This window comes from Paraburkholderia sp. JHI2823 (assembly GCF_038900695.1).
Classification (GTDB): Bacteria; Pseudomonadota; Gammaproteobacteria; order Burkholderiales; family Burkholderiaceae; genus Paraburkholderia; species Paraburkholderia mimosarum.
This window is the reverse complement of sequence record NZ_JAYMRY010000033.1, coordinates 14,968-28,734: the sequence shown is the minus strand read 5'-3', so window position 1 is coordinate 28,734 and position 13,767 is coordinate 14,968. Positions and strand designations below refer to the sequence as shown.

Here is a 13,767-nt window from a genome sequence, read left to right as displayed (position 1 = left end):
AGCATGATCGGCGCGTCCCCTGCGGTCACATCTGCGAGAGGCCGCTGACCCTCGCAAGAGGACCACAAGCACGGGCACGAGCACGAGCACGAGCACGATTGTCCGCGGGTGTCTCAATGAACCGCATTTTGACGCTGATGCTGGCGGTCTTCTCCGCCTGTCAATTCGGAGGATGCGCAGCAACGCCATCAGCCGTCGACGTGCACGGATATCAGAACCGCGCTGTGACACGCACAGAGGGCGGTGTGCGCGTGTTGACATCAGTGCTGTCGCCAGACGAGAGCCGCGCCGTCTACGGGGTCCCGCTTGCGGACAAGAAGATTCAGCCAGTCTGGATCGAGGTCCAGAATCAAGAGGATCGAAATTACTTTCTCCTCTCGCCCGGCCTGGATCCGAACTTCTTCCCTGCTTCAGAGGCTGAAGAGGCGTTTGCGAACAATGCCTCGCCGAATTCGCAGGCCGAGCTTGACCGGCGCTTTCGCGGTCTCGCCTTCCATAACCCCGTTCCACCGGGAAGGACGGTCTCCGGTTTCGTGCTGACCCACAGCAGCAGAGGCGTGAAGTTCGTACAGCTGGATCTGGTAGCGGACGGACGTGCCAGAACGTTTTCCGTTTTCACGGGGGTGCCGGGGTTCGAGGCCGACTACAAGAAAACCGAGGTATTCAAACGCATGGCCGAGCCGCACGAACCGGTTGTGAATTACACGGACGACGCGGCTTTCCGCAACGCACTCGAGGCGTTGCCGTGCTGCGCGACCAATGAGGACGGCTCGAAAAATGGCGATCCACTGAATCTGGTGATCGTGGGCGGCCTCGACGATGCTTTTCCCGCGCTTGTCCGCCGGGGCTGGAGTCCCACAGAGCAGAAGTGGTCGGGCGCAATCCGGCAGATGGTCAGCGCTGCCTTGTCTGGCGATCCATATGTCAACGCACCGGTGAGCGATCTTTACTTCTTTGGACGCCCGCAGGATCTTGCGCTGCAAAAGGCACGCGACACTATCCACCAGCGCAACCATATGCGGCTTTGGCTCAGCAGCATGCGCTACCACGACAAACCCGTCTGGGTAGGCCAGATCAGTCGCGATATCGGTATCCGTCTGACTTTGCATTCCTCGACGCTCACGACGCACAAGATCGATCCCGACGTGGATGAGGCACGCACCGCGCTGACCGAAGACATGACGTATTCGCAGAATCTTGAGAAGATCGGCCTCGTGACAGGAGTCGGTGCCGCGCAGGAGACCGCACCGCGCGAAAATCTGACGACCGATCCGTACTACACCGATGGCTATCGTGTCGTGCTCATATTCGACCGCAGACCGACATCGCTTGCGGATATCGAAGTCTTACCCTGGGTGGCGCCGTACCGCGTTATCAACGTTGCCCCAGGAGCGAAGCCATGAGCATTTCGGCGCCATTGCGTCATGCGCTGGTTCGCTCGGCAAGTGGGCTATGCGTCGCGCTTGCGCTCGCTGGCTGTGCGACATGGCAGGCCCCACCGCAGGTTGACGAAACGCCGCTGCGTGAGCGCGCGGTGAGCGCCATCAGTCACGGCGTGCGTGTCAGTGCAACCGTGCTCGGCAGCGAAGACAGCAAGCGAATGTTCGGCGCGGACGTTACCCGAAACGGCGTCCAGCCGCTTTGGGTCGAGGTGCAGAACGGGACGTCCCGGGGCCTGTGGCTGCTGCGCTCGGGTACGGACCCTGACTATTTTTCGCCACATGAAGTCGCGTGGTCCATGCATACCATGCTTGGCGGTACAACGAATACGCGCATGGACGACTATTTCAGCGAGCTTGGATTCAAAAACCCGATCCCGCCCGGCGCGACTCGCTCGGGCATCCTGTTCACAAACCCGGATCATGTTACCAAGCTCGTCAACATCGACCTGTTCGGAAGCAAGACCCTGATCCCCTTCTCGCTCTTTCTCCGCGTGCCGGGCGGCACGGAGGATCCGCGGCTCGCGCAGCTCGCTGCCTCTTCTGCCGGCGCGGCGGTCACGGATTACAAGGATCTGACCTCGCTGCGCGCAGCCATCGAACGGCTGCCGTGCTGCGCCACCGATGCGGGTGGCACAGCGCAGGCCGACCCGCTCAATGCCGTGGGTATCGGCCAGTTTTCCGACATCGGCGCAGCGCTGGTGCGGCGCAACTATCGGCGCGATGCGCACGAGTCTGATCTCTCGCAGCGGGTCTTCGGGCGGACACCCGACTTCGTCATGCGCAAGCAGGCGCAGGCGGGCTCGCCGGCGACCTGGATACGGGGATGGCTCGCGCCGCTGCGTTACCAGGGGCAACTGGTTTTCGTCGCGCAGGTCGGCCGTCCCGTCGGCGGCCGTTTCGTGCCCCGCAATGATCCGCATCCCATTCTTCAAGGAAACGTCGACGAGGCGCGCAATTATCTGATCCAAGACCTGATGTACTCCGGCGGTCTCGAGAAGCTCGGATTTGCGAACGGTGTCGGCGCCGCACCGTACTCACAGCCCCGAACGACCCTCGACGGGGCGACCTACTATACGGACGGACTGCGCGCGGTGGTGTTTTTCGCGACGCGGCCGCGCAGCATGTCTGATGTGGAATTTCTCGACTGGGTGCCCTACCTGAGCGAGCACGACATCCCTCCCCCCGGAGACCCCGCCGATGCACACCAGTGACTCGAAGCCCGCATCGCCGGTTGCGCGAGCGGCGCGCCTGCCTGCCCCCACCCGTATGCGGTGCTGTAACCGCATCGTGCTCGCGACGCTGGCAACTTGCGCCTTGCTGGGAGCGTGCGCGACGAAGCCGCTCATCCCGTATTCGACCGATACGCCACCGCTGGCGCTCATGCCTGCAGCTCAGGCGGGAATACAGGATAAACGAGGGCGTTTCCGCGAAGTTTATTGCGCAGTCCTGAAAGCACGCGGCACCGGGTTGCCCGATTACCGCCCCTGTGAAGACGCACTGACCCGCGTGGGCACCGAGCCCGCCGGCACCGGCAAGCCCGTCGAGCTGGGTCTCTCCCGGCGACACCTCATCGCCGCGGTCGTGCCCGGCATCGGCTATGACTGTTTCAAGCCATGGCTCAATCCACCAAACACCGTTGTGACACATCTACGCCAGTTTGGCTTTGACGCGACGTTGCTTGACGTCGACGCGTTATCCAGTTCAGCCAATAACGCCCGCCAGATTCGCGACGCGCTGATGGCCATGCCAGCGCCTGAGGGCCCGCCGCGCATCGTGCTGGTCGGATATTCGAAAGGAGCTCCCGACCTTCTCGAAGCGCTCGTCGCGTATCCAGAAATTCGAAGCCGCGTGGCGGCGGTGGTGAGCGCCGCCGGTGCGATCGGAGGATCGCCGCTCGCCAACGATGCCGAACAGTACCAGGCCAATCTGCTGAAATACGTTCCCGGCGCAACTTGCACATCGGGCGATGGCGGCGGTGTGCAAAGCCTGCGACCCGCGACCCGCAAGGCATGGCTTGCACAGCACCCGCTTCCGGGTGGTTTTCATTATTACTCGGTCGTCACATTCCCACAGCCCGACCGCATTTCGTCAATTCTCGAATCGAGCTATGAGAAGCTCTCTCGTGTCGATGCGAGAAACGACAGCCAGGTCATCTTTTACGATCAGATCGTACCTGGAAGCTCGCTTCTTGCTTACGTCAATGCGGATCACTGGGCGTTGGCGGTGCCAATCGCCCGGACGCATCCGACGTTAGGCGCTCTCTTCGTCACGCAGAATGCGTACCCACGCGAGGCGCTCGTGGAGGCCATCCTGCGCTTCGTGGAGGAGGACCTGGATGAGCCCGCCCGGTGAACCCTGCGGGGGGAAAGTCATGACATTGCATAGCAGTACATGGAGCGGCTCAAAGAAGAGGTTGTCAGAGCACATAGCGTCTGACGACAGCGAAAACCTCATCTCGTATTCCGCTTCCTTGTGTGGAGGATTAGACGCTGACCATCAACGTCCATAGCGGAAACAGCATCGTGATCCACAGCCAGCCCCAGATAACAAGTAGAAGTGCCAGGCTGCACGCATACCCGATCAATGCGATCCAGCGAGGGAAAATTGCCGTGCGCATCGCAATGACGCAGGCCGCCCCCATGAAAACGCCCGCCATCTTAATGGCAAAGACGTTCATAAACGCGTAGACCACCTCCCTTGCAAAAAAATACATTTCGTTGCTAACCCCGACGTCGGATAGCACGCTGGTGGCACGCACGATCGCCCCAGCTACAGCCGCCGCTGCGAACAGGCTTGCCACGAAAAGTAATCCTATGCCGAAAAAGACGGTGCCAAAAAGCCTGTCTTCCAGCACGCCTATGCTGTCTCGCAGCACGCCGAGTAACCAGAGGAACGCGACGCCGGAAAATGGAATGAGGTGAAGTGCAAGGAGAAGGCATTGCCGAGGTGCGCTTTACGCGCAGGTGGCCACCGACCTGCTGCGCGAAGTCACCAGCCCACTGGAGCTCCTGCCCTCCGAATAGACCGGCCCCGCAGGACGTCCCGTGCTTGAGGTCGCGGACATCTTCCGCGCCCGCGGGCCAGCATGGCGAAACACGGTACGACTGAGCCCGGGGCAACTAAAGGTCATGTCGACCATCGTCGGTTTCGCGTCAATGCGGCCCACGAGCGGACGCGCGTTCATTGAACTACAAGGCTGAAGACATGCCGCCCCCCGCCCAGCGATATAGTTTGGCTACTTTTGAAACATGCGAGCCGATCGTCGGCCAGCACCGCTAGCGCATGTACCGAGTGCGATTTGATGAGCGCGGTGTCAAGCGGTTCTCCCGTCACCAACCGTTGTGCCAGTGGTGATGTTCCCAACCCTTGTGGCAACCACCGCCCTGGCAATGACCATAACCGTCGACGACGCGACGCGCCTATCGCGCTGCATCCTCGCAGATGTTGACCGGCGCTTTCGCCGGAGTGACCGGTCATGTCGATCTCGATGAGGTGCCCATGTTGTTGCGCGGAGAGCCTTTTCTACTCTGGAGACCGTCGATCAGCACGGCACGGGACTACGACGGGCCGCCCGCGACCGCCCTGCCCCTGCGCGATGTGTTGCGCTCCAGTCTCATATACAGGTTCGCCGCCACGATACCGAAGACGATGTGAACGAACAGGCTGGCCCAGTTGCGCGCCTCTGCGAACCATGGAAAAAGCCGTGTCATGCCGTAGAAATTAATAAGGTAAACGGCTACAGCGAATGCGCCACCCGCCAGTGAAGCCATTCCCCAGCTCGAGTCCAGGTCGAATGACGTCATGACCAGACCGAGGGCAAGTGCGAATACGATGGCGAGGCCAAAATGCACCACGAAGGCCGCGAGCACGATGCCAGGCGAGAAGGCTTGCGGCGATTGCAATGCGCCTCGTCCCAGAATGATCGCGGCGACCATGCGTGGGGGCTCCAGCAGACTGCCGCCAGTCGTCAGGGCCATCAGGACGACCCCTAACACCAGGAATACAGTGCCGGCGATGACGCCTGCCAGCACGGCTGCGCGCCAGTCGAGCCGGCCGTATGTGAAATGATGGAAATCCATGTGAAGTTGCACAATTTATCTCCTGATTGATTCGGAGCGAATTTCAGCTAAAAACGCCTTCAAATCAGGCGTGCTTCTCACTGAATTCGTTGAGCGGTACAGGCTGCTTGAGCGGATCGAAGTCGGCCCACCGCCCTTGTTGCCAGCGGCCAGTCGCGCGTTCGATCGCCGCGCCTCCCGCATCGCGCAGCACCCGTGCGGCGTCCAACTGGCTGTCCGGCGACACGTGTACGGCCACCAGCACGCCGGATTCACGTGTTTCTTCGTTGCTGGCTTCACGCGTGCGCACCATCGCTCCGAGCAATGAGCCGACATACGCACTCACCCCAGTCGCGATCAGCGACACGATAAGCGGTGGCGAAAACACTGCGAAGACCCCGACGCCGACCAGGGCGCCAACCACTGCGCCAATCGTGACGCCTATCTCGGCACCCCCCGGCGCCTCCCTCGCGTTTGCGTCGGTGACGGTTTCGAATCCGTGCTGGCCGGACGGATTGACGAAAAACAGTGTGACGTCCTCCTCGACGAAACCGGCAGTGATGACCCGTCGTGCCGCGTCTTCAGCTGCGGGGAATGTCGTAAAGCGTGCTGCGACGATGAGTGACATGTGGCCTCCTTCCATCGTTGACTAGCGGTTGCAGGCGTACCACCCCACCTCACCCGCGCCGACATATGTGCATGCGATGGCACGCGTCGGGACTATGTCGTGGTGCCGCGATCGGGTTCCATGCGGTCCACTCTGAACAGGCCGCTATACACCATTACTCCTTGCGGCTGTGGCGCAAATTGCCGCTCGGGAGCGAAAAAGCGGTTGATTCACCGTGTCTCGTCGGTACGGCCGTTGTCTTCATTGTGCAAACGCGCAATCAGAATCGCGATGGGTCAACCTCCTCAATTCGAGGTAGGTGCCTCGCCAGGTGTCGCGGTGCATCGGGATAACTGTTCGCCGCTCGTGCGTAACATCGAGCGGCCTGACTTCTTCCGGACGACGCAATGCGACCGTTCAATGGCAGTCTGCTCGTACGCTCGTTCGTCCGCATGTGCCCTACGCATTCCCGGCGCCCTGTTCCGATGGCTTATCGAACAGCGTGAAGTCCTTATTAATTCGTTCGCCGGCGTGGAGGTTTGTGACGAAACGTGCACATCGCCTGGCATATCCATTTGACACCTCATGCAAGAACGATCAACCAGATCCTCAATGACGAGGGCACGCAGCCACAGCGCAGCCTTGCTTCGCGCGACTCGTGTCCTGCTAAAACGAGATAGGTCTTCGAATATTCCCGGCGTGTTGTGCGGTCCGCGAGAATGAGATGGGGTTGACCGCGCCGTCGAACGCACAAGCGTCGACGTCCGCCTTCAGCTGACAATATGCCTACATTTTTGCAATCACAAGGTATCCGAAAGAACGCGTGGATAGATGAGTGGGGTTGAGGGTGGCTGCTGTGAATGAGTACAGTCGGCCAAAATCGGCCGTTCGACATCGCTGGCTGGATCGCGGACAATCGAGATCACGCACATTTTCGAGGAGGTCCGATCAATGAGTTCGGCTTGCCAGGTCCGGGCCATCACAGACCGGTCATCGTTGGAAGGTACTGCCTATGTCGAAGTCATGGCAGGCGCCTACGCGAATCGATGCTGGAACGATGGCTCGCTGTTCTTCGAGGAAGAGGTATTTGGGTATATTGAACCGACGATCAATACGAGTCGACTTACGATCCCTACGCATTCACTCAAATCAGCATGCTTGACTGGGAAAAAATAATAAAAGCCCTAGCAGATATCCGGAGTAGTCTGGAAGTGGAGACCTCCAGACCGGCCATGCTGCAGCGGATCGGCTTCATCTTCACCGATTCAAAAGAAAGATTTACTGAAAATCTGAACACGAACTGTGTCGCCCTCGGTGCGATGATTTCGCAAATTGAGACGTGGACCAGTGACAAGCATTTCAGACATAGCTGCGTCACGATTCTCGGCCTGTAGTTCCGATGGCGGCCAGGAACTGCCACTCGCTAACCGCACAAAACGTCATTCCAACGGCCAGTCCTCTCCCGAAATCTGCCGTACACCCTACGCCCGTCAGCCCACCGTTGCGCATGCTAGAACGCGATCGCCGGAACCAAATGAGGCATTTCGAGTCCATGCGTCCAATGTTGGAGACTTACTACGTCCCGCGCGCCTTGATCGATTGTCTTGATCGCATTTCCACCACTGAGCGATGGGGCGCAAGCCTCTCATTTGCGAACTCCGCAATAGATTTCGGCCGTGTTGCGCGGAGCCGTGCGCAGAAAAGGTGTTCGCGCTGGTGCAACGTCGAGATCGCCGCCCGGGGGCGCACGACCGCCTCCCGGCGTCCGCCCATTGATCGCCTTTGGCGCGCCAATCGTTTGAGGAGAGCGCTAGCCTATGCGAAGTGTTGCAAAAGACATTGGAGGACGGTGGTTGATGCAATATCCGCGGCAGTCTCCAACGAAAAGACCGTTCGCGAGACGGCGATCTGGCACCTGGCAGTGCGCAGGTGGCGATTCAGTTGACCGATAGAGCGTCACGTACTCATTGGGCATCTACGCCGGACTCGTTGGTGGCTTTGCCACCACTGTTCGCGACACGGGCTTGGGCCGCTTGCAGGCGTACCGGGTAGGTTAGATCCTCTCCTGCCGGGTGGTAGCCGGCCTGTTCGAGCTGCTGAAGCTCGGCCCGCAATTGGTCGTGCGTCGGAGGCTCATGTGACTGCGAGTACGTTGTAAGTGGTGCCGCGAAAGCCAACGCAACGGTGATTGTGAATGCAATTGTTTTCATCACGACCTCCTTCCAGATTCCACTGCATATGAGCTTGGCGGCTGCAGTGTGTCATTCAAGTCTAGTCGCGCATGCTTTCATTTTTATTTCATTATTCGACAATAGCCTTCAGTGACCATCCCGTGTGACGGGACCGATTTTCGCTTCTGGTTTGCTGGAACGGATACCCACGTATGGGTGCGCCGCTTGGGTTGTCGGACCGTCGGTTACAAGGCTGCGATCTTGTCGGCAGTTAAGCCTTGCCGCTGTTTTTTGGCGCGACGCGATTTGATCGCCACATTCACTTTCATATGACAAACCCGCATATCCCTCGAATCATTTCCCCTCTAATACAAAAAATATTGCGGTCCGGCGGCGAGAAGGTACTCGCAATGTTCTAAAGGAGGCCTTACCCCGCTATTAGCCTGCGCGGAAGGCAATGCGATGCGCTCGACTGCCTGGGTTAGTCGAGGCTAGCCGCACAACAGAGTCGCGACTGCCCGGCACGGCACCACCGCCGGCAAATCTCGATGTCCCGCCGTCGCGAATCGAGCGAGCATGGCCCTCAGCGCACGCTTAGCCTCAAAGCGCGCGTCTTGATGTGCGCCAATGAGTAGATTAGATAGAAATCCTAAAACACATACGAAGACATCTGCGTATGTCTATGCGACTCCGGACTGTTTTAGTTAGATCATGAGGCTGGTGATCTGCTTAGGTTCCCTGGTGACATTGGTTCAGGAGGCTTGCGAAGGCAGGCATCGCCATACGGTCGGTGCACCAGATGACGCTGATCGGTTTCCCCGGCATCCAAATCAGGGATTCACTCAAACCTGCAGGCGACGACGAAAATAGGTTTCTTCTGCCAGGAGTAGAAAGTCGTTCATCGCGCGGCGTGCCTGCTCGGGATCTCCACTCGTCAATGCGTCACTCAGCTTCTCCAGGTAGGTGACCACTTCCGGGTAGCTTGCGACGTCGCGCGTATTCTCGAAACGGACCTGATTCGCGTGGTCTGCCGACATGGCGATCGCGTTGACCAGCCGCTCGTTGCGGACGCACTGCATCCAGGCATGGCGGAAGCTCGCATGTGCGCCGAACATAAGGACTGGGTCGTCATGCGCCATCGCCACTTTTGCCAGATCAACCGCCTTGCTCAAGGCTGCGCGAAGTAGATCAGGATTCGCTGAACTGGCCACGAGAGCTGCGGCTGCCGGCTCCAGAATGCGGCGCACTTCAAAAACGTCGCGAATCATCGCGTCGGTCATCACCGGCACCTGAAACCCTCGCGAAGTGCCGTTGAGGAGGCCCTCGTTGACCAGACGCAACAAGGCCTGACGGACAGGCATGCGTGTACAGCCGAAACGCTCGCCAATCTCGTAGTCGAGGAGGCGGTCGCCGGGGCGCCACTCGCCCTGGTTCAGGCGGTGGCGTGTGTCTCGATAGATTGTGTCGACGAGCGTTTCCGTCCGGTCACTTCGTTGCATTTTGCCTTGCACAGCCGCCATACGAATCGGGAAGGAAGATTGAGTTTGACGGATTTTAGCGGAATAGCGCTACGGGCGCGGACAGCGTCACTCAGAACTTTGAGCGCATACCGACTCGAAAGAGCACCTGGTTCTGGTTGCTGGAGGCAGCCATGCTGATCACGGCCGCCGTCGCGCCCTCTCCGGTAGCGTGCTGGATTACGGTCTGCGCGTACACGTCGGTTCGTTTCGAAAGGAAATAGTCGACCGTGAGGTTCAGCTGGTGGTACTTGTTTCCGCCGAGCGTCGTCAGCCCGTAGCCCGGACCAGCGAAGATATCCGGCCTGATCGCCCACGAGAAGCCAGTCTGGTAGTTGCGGAACATCTGGTTTGGACCTGCATTGGCGACATAGAGCGCTTGCGTATAAACGCCGTACAGCGTGAGGGGCTTCAGTGCGTAGCTGGCTCCAATGCCCCAGTCGCGAAGGTAGCGCCCGCCGATGAGCACCGGTTTGCTGCTGCCGACAAGCGAGGATATGTCCAGCGTCGTGCCGCTCACCTCCGTATAGGCTGCGCCGGTAGAAAAGTTGCCACGCGTAAAGTTCGCGGTGAAGCTGTACGTGCGGCCTGGACCATTAAAGTTGCCCGCGAGATTCGAAAATCCGTACATGGCCCCCATTTGAGCTCCCCCGAAGGAGGGTGACATGTACTTGACGGAATTGTTGACGCGTTGCCCACTCAGGCGATCGTTGTCGAGCGGATTGTTAGCGTAGCCGCCCGCTGACCACGTCGGTGTGTAATAGGCTTCGAGCGTGTCAACGAAGAAGTCGTACTGGCGCCCAAGCTTGATGCTGCCGGCCTTGTCTGACGAGAGTCCTACCCAGGCCTGGCGGCCAAACAGCAATCCGCCTTGACCCAGCGCGCCATTGGCAAGCGAGAACCCGTTCTCAAGCTGGAAGATGGCCTGCAGGCCGCCGCCAAGCGATTCGACTCCGCGAAAGCCGAGCCGGTTGCCCTGCATGATGCCTGTGTCCAGCAGGGTGTTTGACTTGCCCCCTTCATTGCTTACGTGAGTGATGCCTGCATCAACAATACCGTAAATGGTGACGCTGTCGGCCGCTTGCGCTGCATGGCCCAGACCCAATGCTGTTGAAAGCACGGCGATCTGAGAACTGCGGGATGCGAGAGTGAGCTTGCGGAGCTTGGTGATTCTCGTTGTCATTGCGTTGGTCCGTCGTGTATATATGGCTTGAATGCTGGGGGTACTGGTTTAGTTCTTCGGGATAGCGGGCAGTGCGAACACGCACAGGCCACCCAGCACCGAGACACAGGCGATGGCCAGCACCGCAATGGTCGTATTTCCGGTCAGGTCCTGGGCGAGGCCCATGACGTAGGGGCCAAACAGGCCGCCGAGTGCCGCGATTGCATTCATCAGTGCGTAACCAGTGGCTGCGGCGCGGCCTGTCATGAAGTTGCCACCCAGCGCCCAGACCAGCGGCGTACTACCGATGAACATTGCGGTGGCAAGCATTACGCCGATGATGCGGAACTGCGGCGATGCGGCTACAGCGGTCAAAACGAGGCCCAGGGCGCCGCCGAGGCACGCCAAAGCGAGGTGCCAACGGCGTTCGTCGAAGCGATCAGAAGATCGGCCCAGCAGCAACATTGCAATTGCGGAGGCGACGTACGGCAGCGCCGAAAGATAGCCGATCTGCCGCAGATCGGTGACGCCTGAATCGTGAATGATGGTCGGCGTCCAGAAGATGACTGCATAGATGCCGAGGTTAAGCGCGAGCAGCACAAGAGCGAGCCACCACACGTTCGCCGACCGCAAGACTTCCGCAATCCTGTCCTTGCGCGGCAAGTGACGTTGAGCGCCCTCCACGAGGGACTGAAGAAGCGCCTTTTCTCGAGCGTCGAGCCATGCAACAGTGTCAGGCCGGTCTGGCAACATGCCCCAAAGCAAGCACGCCACAACCATCGCGGGCGCGCCTTGCAGCAGAAACAACCACTGCCAGTTGCGCAGGCCGGACGAGTGTGAGAACGCGGCCATGATCCAACCGGAAAGCGGTCCGACGATTACGCCACCGATTGCCGCCGCCGTGATCAGCACGGACATCACGCGGCCCTGCCGGTATTGCGGAAACCACTGTGCGAGGTAATAGACGACGCCGGGCAGGAACCCAGCTTCCGCGACACCCAACAGAAAACGAACCGTATAGAACTGTGCGGGGGTATGTACGAACATCGTGAGCACGGAGACAACGCCCCAGGTAATCATGATGCGGGCGAGCCAGGTGCGTGCGCCGAAGCGATAGAGCAGCAGGTTGCTGGGAACCTCGAACAACAAAAAGCCAACGAAAAAGATGCCTGAGCCCAGACCGTAGACCTGCGCGGAGAAATTCAGGTCGGTCAGCATCTGGAGCTTCGCAAAGCCCACATTGACCCGATCGATGTAGGCCACGATGTAGCTCAGAAACAGGATCGGAAGTAATCGCCAAGTGACTTTCCGGAACAGTGCGTCTTCCATGCTGGATATGGCCGAGCCGGCTACCGATTGCGGGGTGGTACCCATGAGTGTCTCCGTTTGTTGTCTGTCGAACTGAATTCAATTGAAATCGAATATATGAACTCTAGCTGCGGACGTCAACGGCAAGCTAACCCCTAGTGCGAGGCGCGCACTCAACGTAAGTGATTGTTTTATATCATAATTGATGGACTAATATTTTGTTGACAAGTCCACGTAAGTGAAAATACCTAGCCCCGTTGACATTCGTGTCAACCCACGGATAAACTGAATTCAAATGTATTCACTAACGCAGAGGCGTACGTATGTCACAGCGGAACGGGCCGTCACGGGAAGTCATCGAATGTGTCTCGGCCGTGATAGGTTTTGATACTGTCAGTCGCAATTCCAATCTGGCACTGATTGAGTGGGCGGCTGAGCGCCTCGACTCGCACGGTGCCCGCGTACGGCTTGACTACAACGACGAACGCTCCAAGGCAAACCTGCTCGCGAGCTTCGGCGAGGGGCCTGGGGGCGTGGTGCTTTCGGGGCACACCGACGTCGTGCCGGTTGATGGTCAGGTCTGGCAGAGCGATCCCTTCCGCGCGGAAATTCGAGACGGACGCCTATACGGGCGTGGCGCGTGCGATATGAAGGGATTCATCGGCGCGACGATGGCGCAGGCTTCGACGCTCGGCAAAGTACGGTTTCGTGAGCCGGTCCATATCGCGCTGAGCTATGACGAGGAAGTCGGCTGCCTCGGCATTCCCGGCCTGATTGCCGACATGCGCGACGCTGGCATTCGACCAAGCGGTTGCATCGTCGGGGAACCGACGAACATGCAGGTCGTCTCGGCGCACAAAGGTGGCCGAATCTATCGTTGCACGGTGACGGGTTGTGCAGCGCACTCGTCATTGACTCCGTCGGGCGTCAATGCGATCGAATACGCGTCGAACATGATCTCGCACATCCAGTACCTGGGCGAGGAGGAAGCCCGCACTGGTCCGCGAATCGATGGCTACGACGTACCGTTTTCGACCATCTCGACCAACACGATCACCGGCGGAAACGGGATGAACATCATTCCAGCCCGTTGTGAATTTTCGTTCGAGTATCGGTATCTTCCCGGCGTGGCGCCGGACCGATTCATTGATGACGTGCGCAACTACGCGGCGAAACATGTCCTGCCACGAATGCGTGAGCGGTACCCGCAGGCGGCGATCGAATTCGACTGCATCGGCGATATTCCTGCGCTCGATGAGCGGGAGAGCACTGAGTTGCAAGCGTTGGTGATGGGCCTCCTTGGAGAGACTCAACCGGAACGAGTGGCATACGGCACCGAAGCTTCATTCTTCAACGCAGTTGGCGTGCCGAGCATCGTCTGCGGTCCCGGATCGATCGCTGTTGCCCATAGGCCCGATGAGTATGTGAGCCTCGAGCAACTGGGGGCATGTGAGGCGTTTATCCAGAAAGTCATTCGCGCCGTCACACTTTGAGATGCCGCA

The 13,767-nt window shown here is 59.3% G+C and carries 12 protein-coding genes; 5 read left to right on the top strand and 7 right to left on the bottom strand.

What is annotated here, in order from left to right:
• Positions 1 to 116 precede the first annotated feature (116 nt).
• From VSR34_RS28025 to VSR34_RS28015, 3 genes are read left to right on the top strand one after another with little or no spacing between them, the layout of a single operon-like run.
• Positions 117 to 1,403, top strand: a complete 1,287-nt coding sequence (locus tag VSR34_RS28025; protein ID WP_036047206.1) for an LssY C-terminal domain-containing protein — start codon at positions 117 to 119, stop codon at positions 1,401 to 1,403.
• Complete coding sequence (locus VSR34_RS28020; protein WP_342964118.1) at positions 1,400 to 2,653, top strand: LssY C-terminal domain-containing protein; 1,254 nt, start codon at positions 1,400 to 1,402, stop codon at positions 2,651 to 2,653. The genes VSR34_RS28025 and VSR34_RS28020 overlap by 4 nt, the downstream gene beginning before the upstream one ends.
• Before the next feature lie 55 nt (positions 2,654 to 2,708).
• Complete coding sequence (locus VSR34_RS28015; RefSeq protein ID WP_036046994.1) at positions 2,709 to 3,794, top strand: hypothetical protein; 1,086 nt, start codon at positions 2,709 to 2,711, stop codon at positions 3,792 to 3,794.
• Positions 3,795 to 3,924: 130 nt separating this feature from the next.
• On the opposite strand, the gene VSR34_RS28010 is transcribed toward VSR34_RS28015, so the two are convergent.
• The 3 genes from VSR34_RS28010 to VSR34_RS28000 form a co-directional block, all read right to left on the bottom strand.
• Entirely contained in the window at positions 3,925 to 4,317 is a 393-nt protein-coding gene (locus VSR34_RS28010; RefSeq protein WP_051381598.1) for a hypothetical protein, read from the bottom strand.
• A 682-nt stretch (positions 4,318 to 4,999) separates the two neighbouring features.
• The gene (locus tag VSR34_RS28005) at positions 5,000 to 5,521 is read right to left on the bottom strand and encodes a hypothetical protein (RefSeq protein WP_154671474.1); all 522 of its coding nucleotides are present in this window, start codon (positions 5,519 to 5,521) and stop codon (positions 5,000 to 5,002) included.
• Between the two features lie 64 nt (positions 5,522 to 5,585).
• On the bottom strand, positions 5,586 to 6,128 hold the full coding sequence (locus VSR34_RS28000; protein ID WP_028232814.1) for a membrane protein: 543 nt from the start codon (positions 6,126 to 6,128) through the stop codon (positions 5,586 to 5,588).
• Between the two features lie 1,133 nt (positions 6,129 to 7,261).
• Between VSR34_RS28000 and VSR34_RS27995 the strand changes: the two genes are divergently transcribed.
• Entirely contained in the window at positions 7,262 to 7,501 is a 240-nt protein-coding gene (locus VSR34_RS27995) for a hypothetical protein (RefSeq protein ID WP_342964117.1), read from the top strand.
• Positions 7,502 to 8,071: 570 nt separating this feature from the next.
• On the opposite strand, the gene VSR34_RS27990 is transcribed toward VSR34_RS27995, so the two are convergent.
• The 4 genes from VSR34_RS27990 to VSR34_RS27975 all read right to left on the bottom strand — a co-directional run bounded on the left by VSR34_RS27990 (position 8,072) and on the right by VSR34_RS27975 (position 12,331).
• A complete protein-coding gene (locus tag VSR34_RS27990) occupies positions 8,072 to 8,317 on the bottom strand; it encodes a DUF4148 domain-containing protein (protein ID WP_342964116.1) in 246 nt (81 codons plus the stop codon).
• Between the two features lie 803 nt (positions 8,318 to 9,120).
• Positions 9,121 to 9,777, bottom strand: coding sequence for a GntR family transcriptional regulator (locus VSR34_RS27985; RefSeq protein ID WP_342964115.1), 657 nt, complete (start codon positions 9,775 to 9,777; stop codon positions 9,121 to 9,123).
• A gap of 91 nt (positions 9,778 to 9,868) precedes the next feature.
• The gene (locus VSR34_RS27980; RefSeq protein WP_342964114.1) at positions 9,869 to 10,978 is read right to left on the bottom strand and encodes a porin; all 1,110 of its coding nucleotides are present in this window, start codon (positions 10,976 to 10,978) and stop codon (positions 9,869 to 9,871) included.
• A 48-nt stretch (positions 10,979 to 11,026) separates the two neighbouring features.
• Positions 11,027 to 12,331, bottom strand: a complete 1,305-nt coding sequence (locus VSR34_RS27975) for an MFS transporter (protein ID WP_342964113.1) — start codon at positions 12,329 to 12,331, stop codon at positions 11,027 to 11,029.
• 257 nt (positions 12,332 to 12,588) lie between these two features.
• On the opposite strand from VSR34_RS27975, the gene argE reads away from it, so the two are divergent.
• Positions 12,589 to 13,758, top strand: coding sequence for an acetylornithine deacetylase (gene argE, locus VSR34_RS27970; RefSeq protein WP_342964112.1), 1,170 nt, complete (start codon positions 12,589 to 12,591; stop codon positions 13,756 to 13,758).
• Positions 13,759 to 13,767: the final 9 nt, after the last annotated feature.